The following is a 24,165-nucleotide window of genomic DNA, read 5'->3' on the forward strand; positions in this document are numbered from 1 at the left end:
CCACCTGCCCCCGTTAAAACCTATTTATTTAGTCAAATCAATTTTCTGTTCGCACTCAGCCTGCATATCCTTCAGCGCCTGCTCCGGGGTGACAGTGCCAGCAGCTGCAGCGCTCAAATGTTGCCCAACAATATCCTGCAGCTCTGCATACTGCGTGATAACAGGAGGTGTCACAAGGTAACCAAGGCTCTTAAAGACCGCTTCTCGATTTGCCGGAGGAGTCTTTTCTTTGTACTGAGCGATGATGTCTTCGTCCTGAACCGGAGGCAACTCCCAGCCTGCATCCAGACGAATCTGTGTTGCTTCACGGTTAGAAGAAATGTATGTAATGAACTTAACCGCTTCATCAGCAACCTTAGAATCTTTAGAGATAACATATCCATTCGAGAAGAAGTGCGTAGCCTTCTGGGTATGACCGGGTTCCACAACGATATCCCAATGAAAATTGCAGTTCTTAGTGTATTCAGGGAATGCCCAAATACCTGTAACGATCATGCCAAGACGGCCAGATTCAAACAAGTCCCAGTCACCCATGCCAGCCATCTGTTTCTCGGTAGGCATAACATTGGTTTTCTGCTGCATATCAACCATGTACTGCAGTGTTTCGATGTTTTTCGGAGTATCCATCGTAAACTTGGTGAAATCATCATTGAAGAGACTACCACCGTTCTGCTTAACTGTCTTGTAGAACTCGTTGAAAGAGATGGAATGATAATAACCGTAGATATTATCACCAAGCGCACGAATTTTTTTCGCTGCTGCCATTGCATCTTCCCACTTCCAATCGTTCGTGGGATAATCGATTCCTGCCTTATCGAACAAATCCTTGTTGTATATAAGCACAACATTCGAGAAACTATTTGGCACGCCATACTGTACGCCATCAGCGCTGAAGGCTTTCAGTGCCATATCATTATAAATAGAAGTTTTGATGCCATCTTTCGTCAAGATTTTATCCAGAGGCATCAAAGCCCCTTTCTTTGCGTAAGAAACGAAGTTCTGGTAGTCCAGTTCGAAAACGTCAGGAGCCTGACCACCAGAGACCTTTGCCGTCATCTGCGTAAAGTAGTTGTCATAACCATAGGTCTGCAGGTCGATGGTAACATTTGGGTTTTCCTTCATATATTTGTCAACCATCTGTTTCAAATACTGCTCATTATCACCAGAACCGGAATACTGCGCAAATGTAATTATCACAGGCTTATTTGAAGTTTCCGAAACCGCCGTACTATCGGTAGAAGCCGCCTCAGAAGGACTTGCAGTGGTACTCGCAGGCGAAGCCGTCGAACTGCAGGCGCTAAGTGCAAGCATCGCGGCCATTGAGCATGCCATGTAAGAAATTGCTTTTTTCATTGTTTTTCCTCCTTATAAAATAATGGAACACTTGATTTTTTTGCTCTTCTTTGCTTACACTTATTCTAGAAGAGCAATAAGACGCTCTTTGGATTTGGGTTGCACAGACTTTGGGCGGTTGGTGCAGCCTTTTTTCTATTCCTCCTTCCTCATATCTCGAACGGTTTCTCTACGGGAAAGGCTAACTGGAATGATAACCTCTCGCTTTGTCATATCCGAGTCTTGAATGTTATCCAAAAGCAGTTCAACTGCTTTTTCACCTTTTTGAGAAATCTCTTGGCGAACAGTTGTAAGTCCTGGGGTAAGATATTTGGATATCTCCAAATCGTCAAAGCCAACAATTGAAATATCTTGTGGAACGGATACCCCTTGCTCGTAAAAACCTTTCATAGCCCCGATAGCCAAGATATCTGCCGTAGCAACTACTGCTGTAACATTCCCTTTTCCCTTGCACAGTTTTCGTGCAAGTTCAATACCACTGTCGTAATCAACCTTTCCCTCGTAAACAAGAGAGGGATCATATAGGATGCCAGCCTCTTCTAATGCTTGCTGATACCCATAAAGCCTTTTCTTTATAACGCCGTTTTCCTTGATTTGGCCACAGAAAAAAGCTATTTTTTTATGTCCATACCAAATCACATGGTTGGTGGCAAGATAACTTCCATATGCGTCATCAATCCGTATACTATGATAATAGTGATCATTACAATAACTATCGATTAACACAATTGGAATCTGCATTTTCTTCATTTGACGGTAAAAGTCATCTGGATACATGCCGATAACAATAATTCCATCAAGGTTTCGTTCCTTGGCCAAGGTCAAGTAACTTTCATTTACATCTGTAGCCGAAATAATCACATGGTATCCACGTTGCCTTGCATAATACTCGATACTTCCGACAATTTCACTATAAAAATCGTTTTGTAGCATAAGTTTACTGCCAGGCTCCGTCTGTGGAACAACAATACCAATCAACTTTGAATCTCTGCTGGACAAACTCCGCGCATTGAGATCAGGAACATAATTCAGCTCCCGGATTGCATCATATACGCGGGTCTTCGTTTGCTCAGAAATAGATTTCTTGTCATTCAAAACATAAGACACCGTAGCCGTACTGACCTTTGCACGCTCCGCCACATCTTTAAGTGTTGCACGTCTTGCCATATCGACTCCACCATTCTCACTAAATTTGTTTAATCGTTTAACTCTTTTTTCATGGCATTACAATACCACGGTGGTAGTAAAATGTCAATAGTTAACAAATTAACCTGCTATTTTTGAAAAAATATTGTTGACTATGCCAAATATTCCTGCTATATTGATTGCAGCAACAGAGTTAACCGCTTAATCTTTTTATGCATATTTATTTCGTTATTGTAAGGGGAATCACTATGGAAAAGTATCTACCTACTGGCAATGATTTTGTTTCTTTACCGCGCATCAATGAAAGCACAGGTGGAATAGAAGATATAACATTTTTGTATATGGCTGCAAAGGGGCTTATAGATATTCGTGGGAGTGAATCTGCTCCTTTGATTCAGCCTTATGTTAATTTGGATGGAGATTGCTCCCTTTCTTCAACACAACTTATATGGACTCGCCTCGATGATTGGCTTCCTCAATTCACTGCACAGTTTGATAGTCTTGAAATAAAAACGCTTTATCTGCCGCCAATTGGCGAGCGTGGATTTGCAATTCAAATAACGGTTCATAACACCTCTGAAAGCGCAAAAAATGTTGCTATAGGGCTGAATGGATGCTGGGCATCATCTTGGCACTGTGTAAACGAGGACAAGCCGCTAAGTGGTAAAGCAACTTGTTTCCGCAGCGGCTGGAACAGTAGCTTGATTTTCGAATATCATGCAGGATTCCCAATGTTCGCCTTTGCCCCTATGGCCGATGCGCAAACAGAGTCTTCTTTTAGTTGTTCTGATGACGGCAGTGTCACCTACGATTTATCCAATCACTGTACAATTTCTGCTGATGGAACAACCTCGGTTGTATTTTATTGGGGACTCGGTTTCGAGGAAGTTGCTGCAGCAACAAGCGCCAAAGAAATGCTCCGGCAAACCTTCGATGTGGAACTTGCAAAAACTAGGACTTGGCTTCAAGAGCGCCGCGTCACTTTTGGCGGTGATGCGAAACTCACGCAGCTCTACAATACGAATTTGTTCTTCTGTATGTTCTTCTCAACCGGTATTACGCTTGACACGGAAGAATTAGTGCTTGTTACTAGCAGAAGTCCTCGCTACTACGTAAGTGCTGCCTACTGGGATCGCGACAGTCTGCTTTGGAGTTTTCCTGCCATTTTGGATGCCGATCCAGAACGTGCCAAAGAAATGCTTTCGTATGTATTCGGCCGGCAGCGCCGAAACTTTGGCATTCATTCTCGATACATTGATGGTACTGTTTTAGAGCCAGGCTTTGAGTTGGATGAACTCGTTGCACCTCTCCTGGCGCTTGAACGCTACATTGACAAAACCGGTGACAAATCCATTTTAAATGATTCCGATATCATTCAAGGCATAAGCCTAATTTTGAATCGCCTGCGGCAGCACGAAGCCACATCTTGCAAATTGTATGATACTTTCCTGCAACCAACAGACGACGAGCACATTTACCCTTATATTACATACGATAATGTTCTTGTGTGGAAAGCTCTTAAAGATTTGGCCAAACTAGCACCGCAATATACGTATCTGGAGGAAACTGCAGATGAAATCAAAGATGCCATCATCACGCATTGTGTTAAAAAAAGTGCAGATGGAAAACCTTATTTCGGATGGTCTATTGATTTGAACGGTAGCCATGATGTTTATGACGAGCCGCCGGGAAGTCTGCAGTTGCTTCCTTTGTTCGGTTTTTGCAGTCCATCCGATGAAGTATACCGCAACACCGTTGCAATGATTCGTTCGCCAGAATACAAATACAGCTTTGCTAACAGTCCAATCGATGAAATTGGGTGTCCCCATGCACCTCACCCTTGGATTTTAAGTTTAGCCAATAGTTTGTTGTGCGGGCGCGTAGAACATTGTCGCGCCATTTTGGGAAGAATCTCTATGGACAACGGAATCGCTTGCGAAAGCGTTGATGAAGTGACTGGTTGCTGCACCACTGGCGAAGCTTTCGCTACCTGTGCAGGATTCCTTTGCCATTCTATCCGTGAAGCATTACTATAAAAGAAAGAAGGATGTTTTTATGCGTCAAGACACAATTTTGAAGCCTTGGCAAATTGAGCTTACAACAAATAGCACAAAAGACAGTTTTGAAGAAAGCATTTTCTTCACTGGGAACGGCCGCATGGGCATACGTGGGTATCTCCCATTCTGGCAGGAAAAGCGCACCTTTGAGACAGGTCTGTTTGTTGCCGGCATCTTCGGTGAGATCAAACCCGGTATCACCGATTTCGTGAACCTGCCCACACCTGTTTGGGGAAGCATCGAATGTGATGGACACCCTATTACGCTTTCCTCTCCTGTACACAGCACGTTAGATATGAAAACAGGCGTTCGCTCACAGTCTTTTTTAGTCGAAAGCGGTGAAACCACTCTAAATATTGAGCATCGGGTATTCTGCAGCATCTCCGATCCCTCACTACTCGTACAGCAGCTTTCTTTCTCCGCATCGCGCACCTCTGATATTACAGTACATGCAGGAATTAATACTGCTTGCTGCAACTGCCCGATCCCAGATGACCAAGTAAAAGAAAATCACGAGACTATTAAACTTGCTAAGCTCACCAATAAAGATCTTCAAAAAGATAGTGTTAGCTGCACCTTTTCTATTTTAGGCACCGGACTGATCGTAAAGGAGCAAATGATTTTCCATTCTTCCTTTGCCAAATCTGAAGACTATATCTCTGATGACAGCATTGGAAAGCAGTGGTGCGGGGTTTTGCAAAGTGGTCAAAAGTTTATTTTGGAAGCGACCACGCGCATTACTACAAGTCGAGACATCGATTCACTTATTGGGAGCAACGAGATTTCAGACACTTATGACGAACTTTTTGCCAAATCCTCTCTTGCGTGGGCCTCTCGTTGGAGCGAGTCTGATATCGAAATTGAAGGCGCACCAGATGATCAATCGGCTGTGCGGTATAATATATTTCAGCTTATTACCAGCTGCTCTGCTCGTGACAGCAGCGTAAGCATTGGTGCCCGTGGATTGACACATACACGGTATAAGGGATGCTATTTCTGGGATACCGATTTCTTTATGCTACCTTTCTTCCTATATACCCATCCAGAAGCTGCCAAAAGCTTACTGATGTATCGTGTAAAGACTCTTCCGCAGGCGAAAGAGAACGCCAAGAAAATGAACAATTACGGTGCCCGATATCCATGGATGACCTCCTTCGACGGCTCTGAGCAATGTGAAAGCTGGGATATCGGTGCCAGTGAGTTGCACATCACTGCGGACATTCCCTTTGCAATGCAGCAATACTTTAGTGCCACTGACGATGAAGACTTTTACTTGCAAGCTATGGAAGTCCTCATCGAAACAGCCCGCTTTTGGTATAGCCGTTGTATTATTCATCCCGATGGCTCCGCCGACCTCATGTTTTGTAAGGGTCCTGATGAATATTGTGGAATTACGAACAACAATCTTTTTACCAATTGTATGGTAAAGTTCAACATTGACTTGGCCATCAATGCAGCCCTAAAACTCAAGAAAGCGGATCCTGGCCGATATACAGAGCTTTCTCTCAGTGATGAAGAAGTTCTTACATGGCATTCTCTTCGCGACAACCTAAAAGAATGCCGCGATTCTCAAACAGGGAGATATCTGCCAGATGAAACCTTTGCTCGGTTAGAGCCGGTTGACATTAAAACACTAAAAACCGATGATAGTGCCAGCTATCATCATGTTTGCTTTGATCGTCTGCAAAGATATCAAGTCATCAAACAAGCTGATACACTGCTCCTAATGTCCCGAATGCCAAAGAAATTCACTTACATGGAACGTCTGAACGCTTGGGAAGATTTCGAGCCATGTTGCTTGCACGATTCCACTTTGAGTTTCGCCAGCCATGCGCTTTTTGCAGCACAAAATGGTTTGCAGAGTGCTGCCGAAAAGTACCTAAAAAAAGCTCTCTATCTTGATCTCCACGAAGTTATGAACAATACGGGAAAAGAAGGCCTTCATCTTGCCTGTTTAGGCGAAACATGGTCAAGCATTTTATTTGGCTTCTTGGGGGCCAATTTCGACAGCGGAATCCCCACCTTTTCTCCTTCTCTTCCTTCCAGCTGGAAAGCATTAAAAATGAACTTTTATTGGAAAGGAAGCCAATATCAGATTGTTGTTTCTGAAGGACGTTCTTCAGTTTCGAAAGTTTAACTTCTAATTTGTTAATTGCGTTTTTCATTAATACACAGCCAAGTTAAATCTTGCGTTCCATTCTGCTTACTTCAATCGTTATATTAGGATATATCCGAATTATTCAGTATTCTTGAGGCACAAAAATGGGTATGGCTATTTCTTACGTTCCGAAATAGTTCATGGCATCTGTCCTTCCTCCATTTACAGGTGCCTATAAATGCAGATAACTGCCGGTTGCACGCCCGGTGTCCCCAACATAGCCAATGGACCTGCCCGGCTTGCACTTGTTGGCCGGTGGTGACGCAGATGGCGGAACAGTGGGCGTACAGTGTTTACAGCCCGCCGCCGTGGTCAATTTGAATATAGTAGCCGTAGCTGCCACGCAAGCTGTCGAGACCGTTGGCTACGGTGACAGTTACATCTGCGGCAGCAAGAATTGGTGTGCCCTCAGAACAGGCAATGTCGGTGTCGGTGCCGGTGTGGGATCTGCCCGCGCCGGTGATAAGGTCTACTCGATTTTTGTATTCTACAATCTATATGAAACGGTTGTCTTTTGGGAATCCGAAATTTTTGCATAAAAAAAGCGGTTCATTGGTTTTGTACCAACAAACCGCCATTGAGGAATAGGAGAGTTTATTTTGACAGCTCTCTCCCCTTCTGATAAATCTACTCTCGATTGTCACCTTCAAATTATGAGGGAGGTGAACGCTTGAGTTTTCAGCAAATAATTTTGCTGCTTGGTTGTATCGACAGCTGCATATATGCTGCTGTATCTCCTTACACTAAAAGTTTTTTAATTTTTTTAAAACAAAAAAGCCGCTGTCCCGATCAGAAGTCAACGACAAAATGAAAGCTCTCAACAAAGCAGCAATCATTATGAAAATAGCCTTACGTTCCCGTAAGGCTATTATTGGTGCACCTCCAGGGACTCGAACCCTGGACCCACTGATTAAGAGTCAGTTGCTCTACCAACTGAGCTAGAGGTGCGACAACATTTATTATTCTAGCACATATTTCGTAGCTGTCAAGAGAATAGCGGCCGAGGTGATAAATTTTTATAAGTGACAATTTGAAAATCGACACCTGACCGGCTATGGATCGTTGGCTGCTTTGCTACGACCTGCCAAGCCGGATCGTGCGCCAAATTAGGAAAAAACACATCAGCCAAGGGAGCGGTGCAATCAAATTCGCTCAAATAAGCTATCTGACAGTACGGTAAAAAAAGCTGATATATCTCACTGCCTCCTACCACCCAAGCCGAGGCCTCGGACGGAAGCTCTCGCAAAGCCGCTAATACTTGCTCAAGATCTGCAAAAAAACGACAATTCGATAGTTTCAAATCTGAATGCACCCTACGACTCAGCACCCAATTTTCACGCCCCGGCAAAGGGTTACCCCCGGGGAATCCGGCCAGCGTTTTACGCCCCATAATTATTGTTGTTCCAAGTGTCGTCTGGCGAAAAAATTTCATATCTTCCGGTAAACGGAAAAGAAGTTCACCTCGATAACCGATAGCATTGTGCCGATCTACTCCGACTATTAAACCAAGTTGCATTTGTTTACCTCGTGCTTTCACTTTAAATTATCGTTCTCGCCGGCGCGGATGATAAACTTTCATATTGCTACCGGAATTCCTTTTAACAATGGTCCGCAGTGATAATTAGTGACCACAAAATCATCAACGTTTACAGCGTAAAAATCATTACCGCTATATTTAAGTTCAACCTTAGGCGCGGAATAAGTAGGTTGCTTGATCAATTCCTCAACTAGAGGAATATGACGGTCATAAATATGGGCATCAGCTATAACATGAACCAGTTCGCCGGGCTCATATCCGGTAATTTTGGCAATCATCAGTAATAGGGCTGCATATTGCGCAACGTTCCAGTTATTCGCCACCAACATGTCCTGGCTGCGCTGATTCAGCAAGGCATTGAGGCGATTACCAGTAACATTAAACGTTACGCTGTAGGCGCAAGGATAAAGATTCATTTCATTCAAATCTGCATGATTATAAATGTTAGTGATAATACGTCGACTGTACGGATCATTACGCAAGAGGTATAGCACACGATCTACCTGATCCATATCCCCCTCTGGATAATGATGCTTGACTCCCAGCTGGTATCCGTAGGCCTTACCGATAGTACCGTCCTCGCCTGCCCAACTGTCCCAAATTTTGCTGTTTAAGTCGGCAATTTTGTTCGATTTACGTTGCCAAATCCACAGCATTTCGTCCAATGCTGCCTTAAAGTTTATTTTGCGCAACGTCAAAAGCGGAAATTCTTCACTTAGGTCATAGCGATTGACTAGGGCAAACGTTTTAAGTGTGTGGGCCGGGGTTCCGTCCGGCCAATGCGGTCTCACCGTATGACCAACCGTTGATATACCGTGTTCCAAGATATAACGGCAGTTGTTGATAAAAATGTTATCTACTTTGCTCATTTGAAGTCACCTATTTTTTTCATTCAAGTTATTTAAAATTTTACTGCTCATTTCGATTAGCCTCCGATCTGAAGACTAGCCTCATTCGCCAGCAATTTTCCATCGCTAAAATCTTAGGTAAAAATTTTATCTTTGATTTTAGAATACTTGGCCTCTTTAATGCCGGCCACCTTAGTTATATCGCTTATATGTGCAAATTTGCCGTGACGTTTGCGGTAGTCAATAATTTTTTGCGCCGTTCCAGTGCCGATTCCGGGTAAAGTAGCCAGTTCAGTAGCACTCGCCGTGTTTATGTTGACACGCTGCCGTCGATCAGCCGAAGAATGTTCTTTTTTGCTCCGGTTGTTTTTGGCTGGTCTTCGGCCTTTGCTTGTCCGTGAACGTCGTCCAGAACCTTTGCCCTTTGCCGAATATCCTCCTTTTTGCATCTTCATCGAGGCCGCAAAGGTGTCTCCGGGTGGGGAATCGGTATTGTCATCGCTCGGTTCAGCCGGTTCGGCCGGTTCGGCTAGGCCGTCTCGGTTCTGTGAGTTTTTTTCATCAACAACATAAAGCTCATTTTGTTCCAACTTGCCGGCCAAATTTATGCTGCGTGTATCAGCTTTTTCGGTAAAACCGCCGGCTAAATCTATCAACTCTTGCAAATAAGCCCCGGCATGAACCTGATACACCCCAGGTTTTTTTACCGCACCGCTAATACAGACCGGGAAAGTCCCCTGATTGCTTTTCAGATCTTTCTTACCATACAAGTCATTATCATCAACCAATTGCCCCCCGGAAATATTCCCCGGTGTCGGCTGGCGGTCTTCCATTAAAGGGTTATCGCGCATATCTTTCGATTCGCTTTCGTTAAAATAAGCCTTGATCCCGAGTTTAGAGTCCTCGGCCGTGCTGAGAAAAACTGCGATTATGACAGATATTAAGAACAAAACTCCTCCTGCCGTCGCCACGGCAATTTTGGCCGGCCGGGAATGCTTCACCTGTTCGTAAAATCTGTGTATTTGCCACCAGAGTCGCATTTTATCACCTCCGTGGCTTGATTTTACTCAGCTGAAGAGGCATTTTAAGCGACAATTTTCGACAATTTTCTACAATTTTCTACAATTTTCTACAATTTTCAACATTCGGCAATAATCAACGTTTATTTCAACCTTCATTCATGCAGAGGTTTTGCCCCCGACCACAGTTTGTCCAAACTGTAGAATTCGCGCTCTTCCTTATGGAATACATGTACGATTACATCGCCGTAATCAAGCAAAATCCATCTGCCAGAGGCCTGACCTTCCACATGAAGCGGCAACACCTGCCAGTCCTGTTTCAGTTTATACTCAACTTCATCGGCCAAAGATTTGACATGAGGCACGGAAGTCCCCGAAACAATAATAAAATAGTCGCCCAAAGTGGTTTTGTCAGTAACATCAATACATTCAATATCAGATGCTTTCTTCGCATCTAAAATATTAACAATAATATCTTTTAAGGTATCAGCTTGCATATAAACTCCTGTCTTAGCTTATACAACCGCGCTACGCGACGATGGCAGTACTGAGCCTGCCCGTACATCAACGGTCCGATTCTTCTGCGTTGATTTCAATTATATAGTAAACGGCCGCCGTCGTTCAATGTTAAATTTTGCACATTCTATAACCTATTTTTAAACGTGGGGATATGTGTGGATGCAATTAAGCTTTTAAAGCGTATTTTTTTGCCTTTTCAGCTAAAAACGCCAGCATGTTTGAATCAACTTTTTGTCCAAGTTCTGGTTGTTTTTTAGCAATCGTTAGGGCGGTAAAATAGGCGGCTTCCTCAACATCGCGTGAAAGTTTGTGGCGCAGTTCGGACAAATCAGTGTAAGTGCGCGACGGCTCAAGCTTGTCAGCAACAAATACTAATTCCTCCAGTTTGGTGGCCCCGGCATGTAGCGTTGTATGAAATCTGATGGCGTTAATAACAGAAGGCGAAGTAATCCCAAAGTCATTTGCAGCTACTACCGCACCTACATCACTGTGCCAGATTGGAAACGGATAATCTGCTTCTTTGGCTAACAGCTCCGGACAAAGCCGTAAACAGTCAGAACGGCTCATTTGTTTAGCGCAATCATGTAAAATGGCGGCTAAACCGGCTTCATCCTTATTTATCGCATTAGCATTGGCCATGGCTAAAGCTAAACAGTAAACGTTCAAACTGTGGATAAGCCTAGCGGCCGTAAGGCGTCGACGCAGTTTTCGTTCAATATCAACACACTCAAAGTAAGCGTCCGGAGAAAACCCATCGAAAAGATCGTAATAAGCGTAAAGTCCGTTGGTAAGAATAAAGCGCAAAACTTCTGGCGGAATCGGCAAACTTCGAAGATTATCCGGAATCGTCTCCGGCAGACCGGTAGGAACGTTTTGCGGCTTAGCCAAAATCGCCTGCAGGGTGTCTCGCAGTTTAGTTGAAGAAACATCAGTCTCCGGACAGTCAATCAATATGATTTTGGCACCGTACTCTCGTTTTAAGCCATCAGCAGCTTCCTTCAATTTTGTTTCACTTATCCCTGGTCGCCTGATAACCAGCAATGTAGCCATGGCCATAATATCTCGTGCTTTGTACCAAGTAGGCAGCTCGACTAATGAATCGGCCCCGATGACCAGACCCATTTCAGGCGGCTCACCGTTAGGCGCATATTGTTCTTGTATCAGTTTTAAGGTATCAATCGTAAAAGACTTTCCTTCGCGTTCTACTTCGCACGGAGATACTTCGGCAAGCGAACTGAACGCAAGCCGGCTCATAGCCAAACGATAGGTAGCCGGTAAGCGGTAAAGAGCAGTTTTGTGCGGTGGGTTACCGGCAGGGATCACAATTGTCTTGTCAGCCCAAGCAGCAGTCGCGACCGCTTGCAGCATACGCACATGGCCGTTGTGAGGAGGATTGAAAGTTCCGCCAAATATGGCAACACGTCTTACCTTGCCGATTAAATCAGCCATTTTGCTGACCTCGTTGCCGCAACACCAGCTCACGCGCCTCACGTAAAGATAAATTAAGTTTATCGGCTAAAGCGGCCAGATCTTCATATTCAACAGTGCATTTATGTATATCGTGGTATGTAAATTCTTTTATTTTTATTGGGCAACCATGAACCGTAATTTCACTGAACGATCTTGCCATTTTGCGTCGATTTAAAATTCGATAGCGCAACCCAACCGTGCCTTGCTCGCAGAAAATCATCTTGGTAAATGTTTCAATTTCTGTAGTCGGGATGATAACTTCAATTCTTAGAGCCGTCCGTTGTTTTTTAGCGGTCACACCCCATGCCACTACATCTAAAGCCCCATTACGGCGCAATTTTTCCTGAAGGTAGGCAAGTGTTTCCGCATCCGCATCATCTACTGTAAAGCTTAACTCGGCTACTTGGTCGGCCAATTCTCCTTCACAGCTAATGCTGTCGCCGGTTAATGGTCCAGCCTCGGTCTCAATCAGCATACCTCGTAAAGCGTTCAGACGACCGGTTTCTCGACTACCGAATCCGTAGCCGACGCGTATAAGCCGTCCTATCGGTCTTGTGTTGACATAGGTTGTCAATGTCTTCAGCATGGCCATACCAGTAGGAGTTATAAGTTCGGTGTATACATCCGGCACCGTACGCACTAAAAATGAGCTGCCTTCAAGCATTTTGGCTACTGCCGGAACCGGAACTGGCATAATGCCGTGTGCGCATTCGATTGTACCGCTGCCGTCTGCCAAATTACCTGCCACAATTTTATCTATTTTCATCATATGTAAAGCAAGGCAGCCGCCTACAATATCTATGACAGAATCCCAGTTGCCAACTTCATGGAATCCAGCTTCCTGCCATGGCATAGAATGCACTGCCCCTTCAGCATGTGCCAAAGTAGTGAATACAGCCTTACTGTCAGCCTTGACTTTTTCCGGTAGCGACAATTTATCTATAGTTGCTACTATCTCGCCATAATGACGGTGGGAATGGCTATGCTCGTGCTCATGCAAGTGCAAGTGCTCGTGCTCGTGCTCATGTTCGTGTTCATGCAAGTGCTCGTGCTCATGCTCATGCTCATGCAAGTGAATATGATCATGGCTGAACATATGCGAATGCATGTGGCAATGCACAGTTCCATCCGCATGCTCATGCTCATGTTCATGCATGTGCTCATGCTCACCATCTCCTGTTAGCTCAACATCGAAAAAAGTACCGGTTATGCCATAATTTTTCCGCGTTTCTTTACAGAATTTAAAAGCAGCAGGTATCTCCAATTTTTGAATTTCTGCCAACCACTGCTCATAATCCAGCCCTAAATCCATAAGAGCACCCAATATCATATTGCCACTAATTCCGGCAAAACAGTCCAAGTATAACGTACGCATATTACTTCTCCTTAATCTTTCGTTCAGCTATCCGAATTTGACGGCAAATTGTAGCGGCCATGTAGGCACTGCCAAAGCCATTGCCGATGTTTAAAACCGCAACGCCCGAAGCACATGAATTAAGCATGGCCATCAAAGTTGTGATCCCGTCGGCTCCGATGCCATAGCCTATGCCACTTGGCACGGCAAGTAAAGGCTTATCAATCAGACCGCCTAAGACACTGACCAACGCGCCTTCCATACCAGCAACACAGATGACAACCTCATGATCATTTATCAAGTTTACCTTATCTAACAGACGATGTATACCAGCAACACCGACATCATATATACGCGAAATTTTCAAGCCTAAGAAATCCCCAACGACAGCAGCTTCTTCCGCTACTTTATGATCGGCGGTCCCAGCCGTTACAACTGCCACCTTACCTAAAAAGGGCGGCTCATGTTGTTTAAAGCACAAACATTCGGCCGCCGCATCGTATACGTATTCAGGCAAAGCGGTTTGTACAGCCTCTGCTTTAACACCGTCAATTCTGGTTGTCAGAAGATTGCTACCTTTAGCCTCTAAAACTCTAGAAATGGCAATGATTTGCTCGGCGGTTTTGCCTTGGCCAAAAATAACTTCAGGGAAACCATTGCGCCGCTCGCGATCAGTATCAACCTTTGCAAAACCCAACTCATTATAACCGCCGCTGAAATTTTGTTTCAGCTCAGCCGTTGGATCACCACCTTGAGGAGCCAAATTTAAGCTTTTCTCCATTATCTTGGTTAACACCATGTCCGGGGAAAGCTTATGATCGGCAACCTGCTGTAACATAAATTCTAAAGCAGCTTTATCCATATTTACGCCCCCTAAAACATCATATATTATAAATCATTCAATGTAAATTACGTACTCAAAATTTAAGTTGACGTTTTTAATTAACTACTTATTTACCTTGAGAATGCCGAAACAACTTGATCCTTAGGTCACTTATCCTGCTTTCCCTGAGACAAATAGGCATTTATAAATCCATCCAAATCGCCATCCATAACTTTATCGACTCCGGTGACCTCATAATTGGTGCGATGATCCTTAACCATCGTATAAGGGCAAAAAACATAGGAACGAATCTGGCTGCCCCAGGCGATATCCATCTGGTTACCTTTTAAATCATCCACCTTATCCATCTGAGCCGCTTTAGCCAGAGCGAATAGCTTTGACTTTAACATGTTCATGGCAGTTTCACGGTTTTGAATCTGGGAGCGTTCCGTTTGACAGGAAACTACTACACCGGTAGGAATATGAGTGATTCGAATCGCTGATTCCGTTTTGTTGACGTGTTGGCCGCCGGCGCCGGAGGAACGATAGCGATCGATACGCAAATCATCCGGATTAATATTAATTTGTATGGAATTATCAAGTTCCGGCAAAACTTCCACCGATGCGAATGACGTGTGTCGGCGACCTGAAGCATCAAAAGGTGAAATGCGCACCAAACGATGAACTCCCATCTCCGAACGCATATATCCATAAGCATTCTCTCCGATGATTTCAAAAGATACCGATTTCAGTCCGGCCTCGTCGCCATCCAGAATATCAAGCACTTTCAACTGATAATCATGATCTTCCGCCCAACGTGTGTACATACGATAAAGCATTTCCGTCCAGTCCTGCGCTTCCGTACCGCCAGCACCGGCATGAATGTTTAAAATGACATTATTTCGATCATATTCGCCAACCAACAAAGTTTGCAAACGCAATTTGTTAAATAATTCCTTAAAAGCATTGAACTGCGTCTGTACTTCTGCGACAACCGCCCCATCGTTTTCTTCCTGCCCCAAGTCGATAAGTGTATCGATATCGTCAAATTCTTTTTGCAAATGACGATAGGTATCAACCTTTCGTTGCAGACCGGCAAGCTTGGTTTGTACCTCCTGAGCCTTAGTTTGATCATTCCAGAAGTCCGGTTCCTGTGTACGCGCCTCCAATTCGGAAATGCGGTCAAGTGTAGGCTCAATGTAGAGAGCTTTGCCCAGATCTTTTAACGGTTCAGTCATGCCATGTAGTTCAAGTTTTAATTGTTCCAATTCCAACATATCATTTATCTCCGACGATATTTGTTAACAAATCGATGCATTCGCAACATTGCTTCTTCAATAGTTTCTTCTGAGGCAGCGTAGCTGATTCGAGCAAACCCTTCGCCGCAATCGCCGAAAGCCGAGCCAGGAATAATAGCTACCTTTTCTTCCCGTAAAAATCTTTCACAAAAAGTATTTGAGTCCATACCGCAAGCCGTAATATTTGGGAAAATATAGAACGCACCTTTAGGTTCGAACACCGGCAGCTCCATTTCTCGCAAAGCAGCACAAATCATATTGCGCCTTAAGTTATAGCGATTGCGCATTGTATTTACAACATCTTCACCGTTAGTAATCGCCTCCAAAGCAGCATATTGTGCTGCCGTAGGTGCGCACATCAAAGTATACTGGTGCACTTTCGCAATTTCCGTTAGAAGATATTCTGGACCGATCAAATAGCCGATTCGCCATCCAGTCATCGCATAAGTTTTAGAAAAACCTCCGACATAAAAAATACGGTCACGCAGCTCCGGCCATTGAATCAAAGACGACGGTTCTTCCCCACTGTAATCAAGCTCTGTGTAAAGCTCATCAGTTAGGATAATTAAATCCGGAAATTCGCGCAAAACCGGCAGCAAGGCTGCCCAATCAGCCTTGTTCATCACCGCCCCGGTGGGATTGCTTGGATAGCTAACTACTAAAAGCCTGCTCTGGGGTGTGAGTGCCGAGCGCAAAAGTTCAGGTGTAAGTTTGAAGCCATTTTCAGCCTGTGTTGCCACGGTGACAACTTTAGCTCCGGCCAGTTTAGCTCCTGCTTTATAAGCGACAAAGCTCGGCTCAGGGACTATGACTTCCTCTCCCGGGTTTACCAGGCCTCGAAATACGATATCAATTCCTTCACTGCCGCCAACTGTGGTTATTATCTCAGTTTTTGAGTCATAATCAACACCATAATGCCTGTATATGTAATCAGCAATTGCCCGTCGTAATTCTATAATACCGTAATTAGGACTGTAATGCGTTTTCCCCTGTTCTATCGAATATATACCGGCATCACAAGCACTCCAAGGAGTTACAAAATCTGGTTCACCAATGGAAAGAGAGTATACTTCCCCCTTCATCTCATTGGCAACATCAAAAAAACGCCTAATCTCCGAGGGCGGAATTTCCTGCACTCGTCGTGCCACTTTAATTTCTGTCATAATACTATAGCCTCTCGATCATCTTCGTTCGGTAAAGCAAATATTGTGCCATCATTTTTATATTTTTTCAAGATAAAATGAGTCGATGTTGACAAAACGTACTCAACCGGGGCTATCTTCTCGGCCACAAACTGGGCAATGTCGCGCAAAGTTTTGCCTTCAAGAATCAGCATTAAGTCAAAGCCACCCGACATCAGGTAGCAGGAATTGACCTGCGGATATTGATAGAGACGGTGTGCGATTCGATCGAAGCCACGGCCACGTTGCGGTGTTACCCTTACTTCAATCAGAGCTGTTGTCAACTCTTTACCGGAATTCTCCCAGTTGATTACTGTCTTTGACCCCAAAATAACGCCTTCCTGTTTTAACTCTGCGACCAAAGCATCAACTTCTTCCGGTGTTATCCGCAATCTTTCTGCAAGTTCTTTACTTGTCAAACGTGCATCTTCATTTAAAATTTGTAAAAGTTTGTCTTTCATATCGGCCTCTTCTTTCTTGGCTTCCCAAATTTTCGTAATTTTTAATTATCGTCGCCCTTTTTGCTTTTATCTTCCTGTTTGCCGAGGCTGCTTTTTATATTTAAAGTAAGTCCTTCCGCCGTATGCACCAAATTAGGAACTTCATGCATCGTTTTATAAACCGACCAAGTAAGGCCATAACGTTCACGCCGGACGAGCGAATTGATCATCAGTTCAGGATTTATAATGTTCCTGTAACCACCGATAGCGATAAGTGCAGGACGACAAAAATCCAAAAATAAAACTGCTTTTAAGCGGCCACGAGCTAATGTCGTCAGTACAACAAAAAAGCTGCCGGAAAGTTTTAGCCAACTGTCAGTGGTCAAAAAATCTGTCAACAAAGTTTGGCACATGTTGGCTAAAAAGAATAAAATCAGCGAGGCTAAAGTAACCAAGCCAAGATGTGTCCTGACTGCTCCAGCTGAAGCTCGCATGGCTTTCGGCAAAGAATAGTTATAGAAAATAATGTAAGGAGCCGTATAATATGTGTAAATCAAAAAAATTATTATCGGCAGCATGAACAAAAACGGGGAAATCAAAAAAACAGCTACGGTGATCACCAGGTAGCCGGCCAAGCGGCAAAGTTTGCCCATTTTAAACCCAGTAGTTAGGTGCGCACCAGTCTTTGCCATCTCGGCTTCACCAGTTTTGGCCAAAGTTAGAGTTGCTTCATTTGCCAATACGTCACCGTCTGACGTTTCTTGTTGATCTGAAACGATGGTATTTTTGCTTTCCTTGTCGGCATATTTCGGCATGCGGAAGTACAGGGCAATGTAAATCCAGCCGGCAATAATGCCTAGCACGTGCAAAAACATTTGCCCGGCCAAGAAAATATAATTTCCTGGAGAAATAAGTGAAGCGAGTTGCGGTACATTACCAGTTTCCAAAGTTTCCTGCCAAACATTGGAGGTGAAAAACTTATTTAATTTCGTAAAATCAGGATCACCTATAGGATTAAAAATCAACCAAATATGGACACCTAAAAGTATGAGGAAAAGCAGCTGTACCGCCCGTTCTGTCCGAATTTTGTAGATCTTCAATGCTTCAAACGCAAAAAATAAGCTCAATGCTCTTCTCCTTGTAAAGTTTTACCATGCATATAGCTGCCCTGTTATTATAGCACAAGAAAAAGTACTAGAAATAACCTGTTTTCAATCAATTCTGCAGTCAGCAAGCCGCAACAGCAAGTAGCTAATCGGCGGTATCGCGTGAGGCCGCAAAAAATTCCAACATACAATTACAATTTCAACTCGGCCAGCAATTTTGCCGTAGCCGCGCCGCGATGGGAAATTTTGTTTTTTTCTGTTTCACTAAGCTCGGCCATCGTACAACCGTAATGCGGCAAATAAAAGATAGGATCATAACCGAATCCATTTGATCCTGCCGTTTTATGGGCAATTAAGCCGTCACAGCGTCCTTCCATAATTTTTTCCTGCCCGTCCGGATAATGCAAAGCCAAAACGCAAACAAAATGAGCCGTCCGCGCCTCCTCAGGTACCTCTCGCAACAAAGATTGCAATTGTTTTATTTTGACATCGTAAGATGTTGTTTCCCCACAAAAACGAGCTGAATAAACGCCGGGAGCACCGTTTAGGGCATCAATACACAGGCCGGAATCATCCGCTAAAATATAGTCATTTGGATAGAGCTTAGCCAAAGTGTGTAACTTAATCAAACAATTTTCTGTGAAAGTAGTACCTGTTTCCGGTATTTCTTCATTAAGGTTAAGTTCGCTCAACGATATGACTTGAAACTTATCACCTAAAATTTTGGTGAATTCACGCAGTTTATTTCGGTTGTGAGTCGCTATTATCAGTCTGTTCACGTTTTGATTCATGTTTTGATTCATGTTTTACCTCACTTTCATGGGGGGAGCGCAATCTGCGCACCCAAGAATTAGGATATAAATTTTTCAGTACTTCACTTTTTTCACGGTAAAGCCAGCCAAGCGGCTCCGATTCAGCCAGCAAAAGGACGTAAGTACGGCAAGGAATGGTCTGTAATTCGCTTTGATCCCAAATAATAGATTGTCCAGCGATGTAGGCCGTAATTCGTGAGTCGTCACGCGGCAAATTAAGGCAGTAGCGATATTCATTAGCAGCTATTGTCAAAGCCAGAGCATGGGATGGCACAAACTTGGCATTGCGTCCATCTTTGAACTCTCCTACCATTACCCCACGTTTCAGGACATGCAAAGTGGGAATCCGCAGCGCGGTTTGGGGTAAATAATGAAGGAAGTTTCTTTCGATATAAACAAATGGCACTGCATACCCGACAGCGGATAAATCAGGCTTACCAGGGTTATTTGCCGAATGATAAGAATAAGAATTTAATTGCCAATTTTGTTGGCCCATTGGAGTAAAGTTCTCAGAAATAAATTTTTGGGCAGCGGCCAAAACAGCTGTTGGTTCGCTGTAACCTTTTTTATCGCGGTGGGCAACGGCAGCTGTACTTACCCATCTTTTCGCTTGATTTACCTGGTCTTTGGCAACTTTTCCCCCTGCCACGCGAGCCAAATTATTTGATAAATCTTCCTGATTTAGTTCACCATGCTTCGCTTCACCCGACTTGACTAGCAAAGCACAAAAATGCCCTTCTCCCCGAGCCAAATGCGGCCAAACTCTAAGGCAATTGGCCCAAGGTTGATCAGAATTATAATTCACGCCCCCACTTAATTCGGGGCATGGCTTAGGCAGACGATCGCGGAGTGGCGCCAAAGAAAATTCCGGTTTTTCCCGCAAGAACCGCCAAATAATCCCTTCATTCTCTTCCGGGTTGAAAGTGCAGGTAGAATACAAAATTTCACCTTTCGGCGCCAGCAAATCGGCTGCTTTCAGCAAAATATTCAGTTGCAAATCGGTCAAAGATCGTCCCTGATACTGGGTCCAAGCGGCAACCGCTCCTGGATCGCGGCCGAACATTCCTTCGCCAGAACACGGCACGTCGGCCAAAATTTTATCAAATATGAATCCCGGATCCCGATTAAACTGCGCAGCATCTGCATTGGTCAGAACAACATTTTTTGCTCCCCATTGCTCTAAATTACGCAGAAGAACTTTGGCGCGCTCCAAGTTAATCTCATTAGCCAACAGCAGTCCTTGATTATTCATATCGGCGGCCAATTTAGTTGTTTTCCCACCCGGAGCTGCGCAAAGATCCAAAACCGCCATTCCAGGTTTCGCTTGCAGAAGTGCCGCTGGCAACATGGCACTAGCTTCTTGCAAATAAAAATAGCCTTGCAAATACTCCACAGTCTGAGCAGCGGCAAAGCCGGCCGGCAAATAATAAGCATCCTTCGTCCATGGCACTGGAACTAATGGTGACAATTTGTATGAGCAGGCAAAATTTCTGGCCATTTCTTCAACCTCACCCTTGGTTGGGTTGAACCTTATGCCTGGCTTGGCTCCAGAACCAATCCCGGCTAAGAATTGATTGAATTCATCGCGTCGGCCGTCCGACTCGAACAAAGCTAACATTTTTTTGACAAACAAATCCGGTAAGTTAAGCATCAGTACCCCATCATATAACATAGTTGAAAGATCTGTCGTTTCAAATTTTCTATGTGCCACGGATTTTTTACTCCTGCCACGGCTAGCCGATCTTTAAACAAATTATTGTTGCCATCTAAAACAAACGCTTGCAGCACCGCAAACAGTTTTTCCGTTTTGCCGTCCGATTGGTCTTGCAAAGTAAGCGCGGCAATCTGACCTAGAATAAGATCGGCCGTCTGCCCGGCATTGAGCCAGAAATTGCTTTTCAGTTCCCAGTGTCCGAAATCCGGATCAGCATCGGCTGCTGATTTTTCCGCTGCCGGGAAATACCGCTGCAACAACTCATTTGATACCTCCGACCAGTTTAAATTAGGATCGGCATACAACCTTTCCTGGAACTCGCTTTGCATGGATAATTGCAAAATATTAATAACAATTTCCCGCAAATACCAGTGACGAAACAAGTCAGCATCAGCGCCATAAAACACATTTAAATATGGCAAGGCTAAGTTAACCGAAGTGGCTGCTATAAATTCTTTGGCTTTGTCGTCCGGTAATATCTGAGGCGTGAACCGGTATTTTCCTGTCAAACTTTTGTAAGCCTGAAAAACACCAGCCTCACGCAAAAGGTCCAAGATAAAGAATGGTGTTTTTCTCGCTCGACCGCACAAAAATGGCTGAGCCGAAGCAGGCAAATAAAAACATTCCACGCCCTCAGACTTATCAGGCGAAGGCAAAATATCTACGAAACCGTCATGCCAGGCCCCTAAGATTTCGTCATTATGATAGCCGATCCGATTAAGAATAGAATTCAGCGCAAATATAAAATCGTATTCACCTGATACAACACTGTGCGTCAGCTGTTTAGTCAACGAAAGCCAAGATAAGTCATATGTCCGACTTGCAGAAACCAACTCAGTAGAAGCCTGCAAGGCTGGCAAAAAACGGACCAAATTCTCTCGCAGATATTCCCTTATTTCCGTAAAATTTTCGTAGGTAGGAAAAAACTCATCGTTGGCAAAAATATAGTGCAGATAGTCGGGGAAATCAGCTTGGCGAGCTAGGCGGTTGCGAGCATCAGCCAATTTGCGGTAAGCAAGAATCAGCGCATTGACATCCCCCCGGTTAAACGAATCGCAAACCGCTTGAATGCAGGTTTGCTCGTCATTCCAAGCCGCTTGATTTGAACGATTAACGGTCAAATGTGCCCTCTGATTTTGCCAGATAAATTTTTTACCCCAACGTTCTGCCAGTTTCGGCAAAGCAGATTTGGAACGCAGCCAGCCGTTGACGGAAAAAATCAGACGTTGTAAGCTCGGCTGGATCTGCTGCCAAAACAGATTTTCTCTGGCTAAAGTTACGTTATCTACATCCAGAGCCCATTTTATAGCTACCAAAGTTTGTTGCTCATTGAACTCATCCAACGTAGCCTGAAAGTCTTCAATGGTTTCACCAAGATTAGCCTCTTTATTCCATTTTTGTAGCCGACTCTTGATAACCTTCGCCCGCGATGCCAGCCGATGCAGATCAGGCCGTTGGTAGACAAGCTCCTTAAAGGATTTAGATCTGTTAGCCGTTTCTTTCATCATTACATTCTTTCAACTACCTGTATATTTAGGATGCTCAAACCTTGTTTCAAGGCGAAACAAGTGGCCATGGCCAATGCCAAACGAGAGGTACGTAGTTCACCTTCTGCCTTGAGTATCGGGCATTCAGTATAGAACTTATTAAATGCATGTGCTACAGCATTGATCTGCTTAGCTAAAATTGACGGCTCATTATTTTTTAGCGCGTTATTAAAGGCCGCTGCAAGAGCTTCGATTTGCCGGCACAGGTTAAACTCACTCTCCTCGTTCAGGCTTCCGGCAGCCACTGCGGCCAACAGCTGTTCCTTAGCATTGACAACGCCAGCTTTACGCAACATGCTGTGGGCTCTCGCATAAGTGTATTGCAAATAAGGGGCGGTATCGCCCTCAAAGTTGAGCATCTCTTCCCAAGAGAATACAATGTCCCGCTCACGCCCGTTACGCAGAAAAGCATATGTTACCGCACCTAAACCTACCTTTTCGGCTATGTCAGCCTGTTCAGCTTCTGACATGTCTTCATAGCGTTCCGCCGCGTTCTTACGAATAATTTCAAAGGTTTTGGCTACTGCTTCACTCAAAAGATCTTCAAGGAAAATAACATCACCTTCCCGAGTGGACATTTTCCCCTCTGGGAATTTAACTAAGCCAAAACCAACGTGTTCACAACGATCGGCACAATCGTACCCTGCTTTCTTAAGTACGGCAAATACCTGTCGAAAATGCAGAGCCTGAGGCGTACCTACCACATAAATATTTTTGTAAAAATGCCAAGTAGCATCGCGATACAATATCGCTGCCAAATCCCTTGAGGCATAAATTGTAGTCCCATCCGATTTTAAAATTATACAAGGCGGTAACTTAAGGTCATCGAGCTGCACTACCTGAGCCCCGTCGCTTTCCACCATCAAACCCTTTTGCCTAAGCATCTCCACCACGGCCGGGATTTTATCGGAATAAAAACTTTCACCGTTATAATTATCGAATTTAATTCCCAAACGGTCATATACCCGATTGAATTCAACTAAACTCAAATCACGGAATTTTTGCCACATGGCCTTTTCTTCAGGCCGACCTTCTTCCAAACATTTAAAGGCAAAACGCGCCTGATTTTCCAATTCAGGCTTTTCTTTGGCTTCTTTATGGAATTTAACATATATGCGCAAAAGCTCTTTGATCGGATCGGTTTCCAAAGCCTTGGCATCACCCCAAAGACGATAAGCGACAATCAGCTTGCCAAATTGGGTACCATAGTCCCCCAAATGGTTCAACTTTACCACATTGTAGCCGGCGGTTTGGTACATATTGGCGATAACTTGACCCAAAATAGTGGTAAACGCATGTCCTATATGGAAAGGCTTAGCAATGTTTGGCGAAGAAAATTCAACCAAAACAGTTTTATCATGCAAATCGGCAGTTGGGAAAACGGCGTGGGGGTCGGTTAGCACTTTACCTATCGTCTCTTTTATATATGAAGAACGATTAAGGAAAAAGTTGAGATAACCTCCGGTTTGTCTTATTTCTGTCAGTTCCGGCAGTTTACCAGCAATACCGCCAGCAAGTTCCGTTGCAATAACCGGCGGAGCTTTATGCATAGTTTTGGCCAGTTTAAAGCAAGGCAAAGCGTAGTCGCCTAAGTCGGTCTGCGGCGGTATCTCAATAAAAGCTTCCATCTCATCTGGCTGCATGTTACACAAAGCCGCCAATTCGACTGCAATGTGTTTTTTTATGTCTACACTCATCTAATCGTCCTCCAAGCAAATGTATCAAGCATATTTCAGCATATGCTATAATAATACCAAATTTGCTTGCAAGAAACGATAGTATG

At 44.1% G+C, this 24,165-nt stretch carries 20 protein-coding genes and 1 tRNA gene; 3 read left to right on the plus strand and 18 right to left on the minus strand.

All coding sequences use genetic code 11. The features are described from left to right. Positions 1–24 precede the first annotated feature (24 nt). Both HMPREF0868_RS04350 and HMPREF0868_RS04355 read right to left on the minus strand, forming a co-directional pair. Positions 25–1,353 carry an ABC transporter substrate-binding protein gene (locus tag HMPREF0868_RS04350; RefSeq protein WP_012993489.1) on the minus strand — a complete coding sequence of 443 codons (1,329 nt, stop codon included), beginning with the start codon at positions 1,351–1,353 and terminating at the stop codon, positions 25–27. A gap of 135 nt (positions 1,354–1,488) precedes the next feature. Next, entirely contained in the window at positions 1,489–2,520 is a 1,032-nt protein-coding gene (locus tag HMPREF0868_RS04355) for a LacI family DNA-binding transcriptional regulator (protein ID WP_012993490.1), read from the minus strand. 227 nt (positions 2,521–2,747) lie between these two features. Here HMPREF0868_RS04355 and HMPREF0868_RS04360 point away from each other — a divergent pair, with 227 nt between their 5' ends. The 3 genes from HMPREF0868_RS04360 to HMPREF0868_RS08830 all read left to right on the plus strand — a co-directional run bounded on the left by HMPREF0868_RS04360 (position 2,748) and on the right by HMPREF0868_RS08830 (position 7,253). Then, positions 2,748–4,535 carry a glycoside hydrolase family 125 protein gene (locus tag HMPREF0868_RS04360; RefSeq protein WP_012993491.1) on the plus strand — a complete coding sequence of 596 codons (1,788 nt, stop codon included), beginning with the start codon at positions 2,748–2,750 and terminating at the stop codon, positions 4,533–4,535. Between the two features lie 19 nt (positions 4,536–4,554). After that, positions 4,555–6,693, plus strand: a complete 2,139-nt coding sequence (locus HMPREF0868_RS04365) for a glycoside hydrolase family 65 protein (RefSeq protein WP_012993492.1) — start codon at positions 4,555–4,557, stop codon at positions 6,691–6,693. 245 nt (positions 6,694–6,938) lie between these two features. Then, positions 6,939–7,253 (plus strand): hypothetical protein, encoded by a 315-nt coding sequence (locus HMPREF0868_RS08830; protein WP_041705684.1) that lies wholly within the window; start codon positions 6,939–6,941, stop codon positions 7,251–7,253. 333 nt (positions 7,254–7,586) lie between these two features. On the opposite strand, the gene HMPREF0868_RS04375 is transcribed toward HMPREF0868_RS08830, so the two are convergent. From HMPREF0868_RS04375 to argS, 16 genes are all read right to left on the minus strand, one after another. Next, positions 7,587–7,662, minus strand: a tRNA-Lys gene (locus tag HMPREF0868_RS04375). A 37-nt stretch (positions 7,663–7,699) separates the two neighbouring features. Next, a complete protein-coding gene (locus HMPREF0868_RS04380) occupies positions 7,700–8,230 on the minus strand; it encodes a dihydrofolate reductase (RefSeq protein WP_012993494.1) in 531 nt (176 codons plus the stop codon). Positions 8,231–8,289: 59 nt separating this feature from the next. Next, positions 8,290–9,120 carry a thymidylate synthase gene (gene thyA, locus HMPREF0868_RS04385; RefSeq protein ID WP_012993495.1) on the minus strand — a complete coding sequence of 277 codons (831 nt, stop codon included), beginning with the start codon at positions 9,118–9,120 and terminating at the stop codon, positions 8,290–8,292. Between the two features lie 113 nt (positions 9,121–9,233). After that, positions 9,234–10,139, minus strand: coding sequence for a ComEA family DNA-binding protein (locus tag HMPREF0868_RS07945; protein WP_012993496.1), 906 nt, complete (start codon positions 10,137–10,139; stop codon positions 9,234–9,236). 134 nt (positions 10,140–10,273) lie between these two features. Next, on the minus strand, positions 10,274–10,615 hold the full coding sequence (gene rsfS, locus HMPREF0868_RS04395; RefSeq protein ID WP_012993497.1) for a ribosome silencing factor: 342 nt from the start codon (positions 10,613–10,615) through the stop codon (positions 10,274–10,276). Positions 10,616–10,802: 187 nt separating this feature from the next. Beyond that, positions 10,803–12,086: a nicotinate (nicotinamide) nucleotide adenylyltransferase gene (gene nadD / locus HMPREF0868_RS04400; protein ID WP_012993498.1), complete on the minus strand. Its 1,284-nt coding sequence runs from the start codon at positions 12,084–12,086 to the stop codon at positions 10,803–10,805. Beyond that, positions 12,079–13,482 (minus strand): nickel pincer cofactor biosynthesis protein LarC, encoded by a 1,404-nt coding sequence (gene larC, locus HMPREF0868_RS04405; RefSeq protein WP_012993499.1) that lies wholly within the window; start codon positions 13,480–13,482, stop codon positions 12,079–12,081. Before larC ends, nadD begins: the two co-directional genes overlap by 8 nt. A gap of 1 nt (position 13,483) precedes the next feature. Beyond that, complete coding sequence (gene larB / locus HMPREF0868_RS04410) at positions 13,484–14,323, minus strand: nickel pincer cofactor biosynthesis protein LarB (RefSeq protein ID WP_012993500.1); 840 nt, start codon at positions 14,321–14,323, stop codon at positions 13,484–13,486. Positions 14,324–14,451: 128 nt separating this feature from the next. Then, positions 14,452–15,561, minus strand: coding sequence for a peptide chain release factor 2 (prfB, locus tag HMPREF0868_RS04415; protein ID WP_012993501.1), 1,110 nt, complete (start codon positions 15,559–15,561; stop codon positions 14,452–14,454). A gap of 5 nt (positions 15,562–15,566) precedes the next feature. Further along, positions 15,567–16,748, minus strand: coding sequence for an aminotransferase class I/II-fold pyridoxal phosphate-dependent enzyme (locus HMPREF0868_RS04420; RefSeq protein WP_041705685.1), 1,182 nt, complete (start codon positions 16,746–16,748; stop codon positions 15,567–15,569). Then, positions 16,742–17,224 (minus strand): Lrp/AsnC family transcriptional regulator, encoded by a 483-nt coding sequence (locus HMPREF0868_RS04425; protein WP_012993503.1) that lies wholly within the window; start codon positions 17,222–17,224, stop codon positions 16,742–16,744. Before HMPREF0868_RS04425 ends, HMPREF0868_RS04420 begins: the two co-directional genes overlap by 7 nt. 41 nt (positions 17,225–17,265) lie before the next feature. Further along, complete coding sequence (locus HMPREF0868_RS04430; protein ID WP_012993504.1) at positions 17,266–18,330, minus strand: hypothetical protein; 1,065 nt, start codon at positions 18,328–18,330, stop codon at positions 17,266–17,268. 170 nt (positions 18,331–18,500) lie between these two features. Next, positions 18,501–19,112 (minus strand): RdgB/HAM1 family non-canonical purine NTP pyrophosphatase, encoded by a 612-nt coding sequence (gene rdgB, locus HMPREF0868_RS04435; RefSeq protein ID WP_242821305.1) that lies wholly within the window; start codon positions 19,110–19,112, stop codon positions 18,501–18,503. After that, positions 19,051–20,832, minus strand: a complete 1,782-nt coding sequence (locus HMPREF0868_RS04440) for an RsmF rRNA methyltransferase first C-terminal domain-containing protein (RefSeq protein WP_081470250.1) — start codon at positions 20,830–20,832, stop codon at positions 19,051–19,053. Before HMPREF0868_RS04440 ends, rdgB begins: the two co-directional genes overlap by 62 nt. Further along, entirely contained in the window at positions 20,772–22,343 is a 1,572-nt protein-coding gene (locus HMPREF0868_RS04445) for a gluzincin family metallopeptidase (RefSeq protein WP_012993507.1), read from the minus strand. Before HMPREF0868_RS04445 ends, HMPREF0868_RS04440 begins: the two co-directional genes overlap by 61 nt. After that, positions 22,343–24,079: an arginine--tRNA ligase gene (gene argS / locus HMPREF0868_RS04450; protein WP_012993508.1), complete on the minus strand. Its 1,737-nt coding sequence runs from the start codon at positions 24,077–24,079 to the stop codon at positions 22,343–22,345. Before argS ends, HMPREF0868_RS04445 begins: the two co-directional genes overlap by 1 nt. Between the last annotated feature and the right edge of the window lie 86 nt (positions 24,080–24,165).

It is taken from the genome of Mageeibacillus indolicus UPII9-5 (assembly GCF_000025225.2).
Lineage (GTDB): Bacteria > Bacillota > Clostridia > Saccharofermentanales > Fastidiosipilaceae > Mageeibacillus > Mageeibacillus indolicus.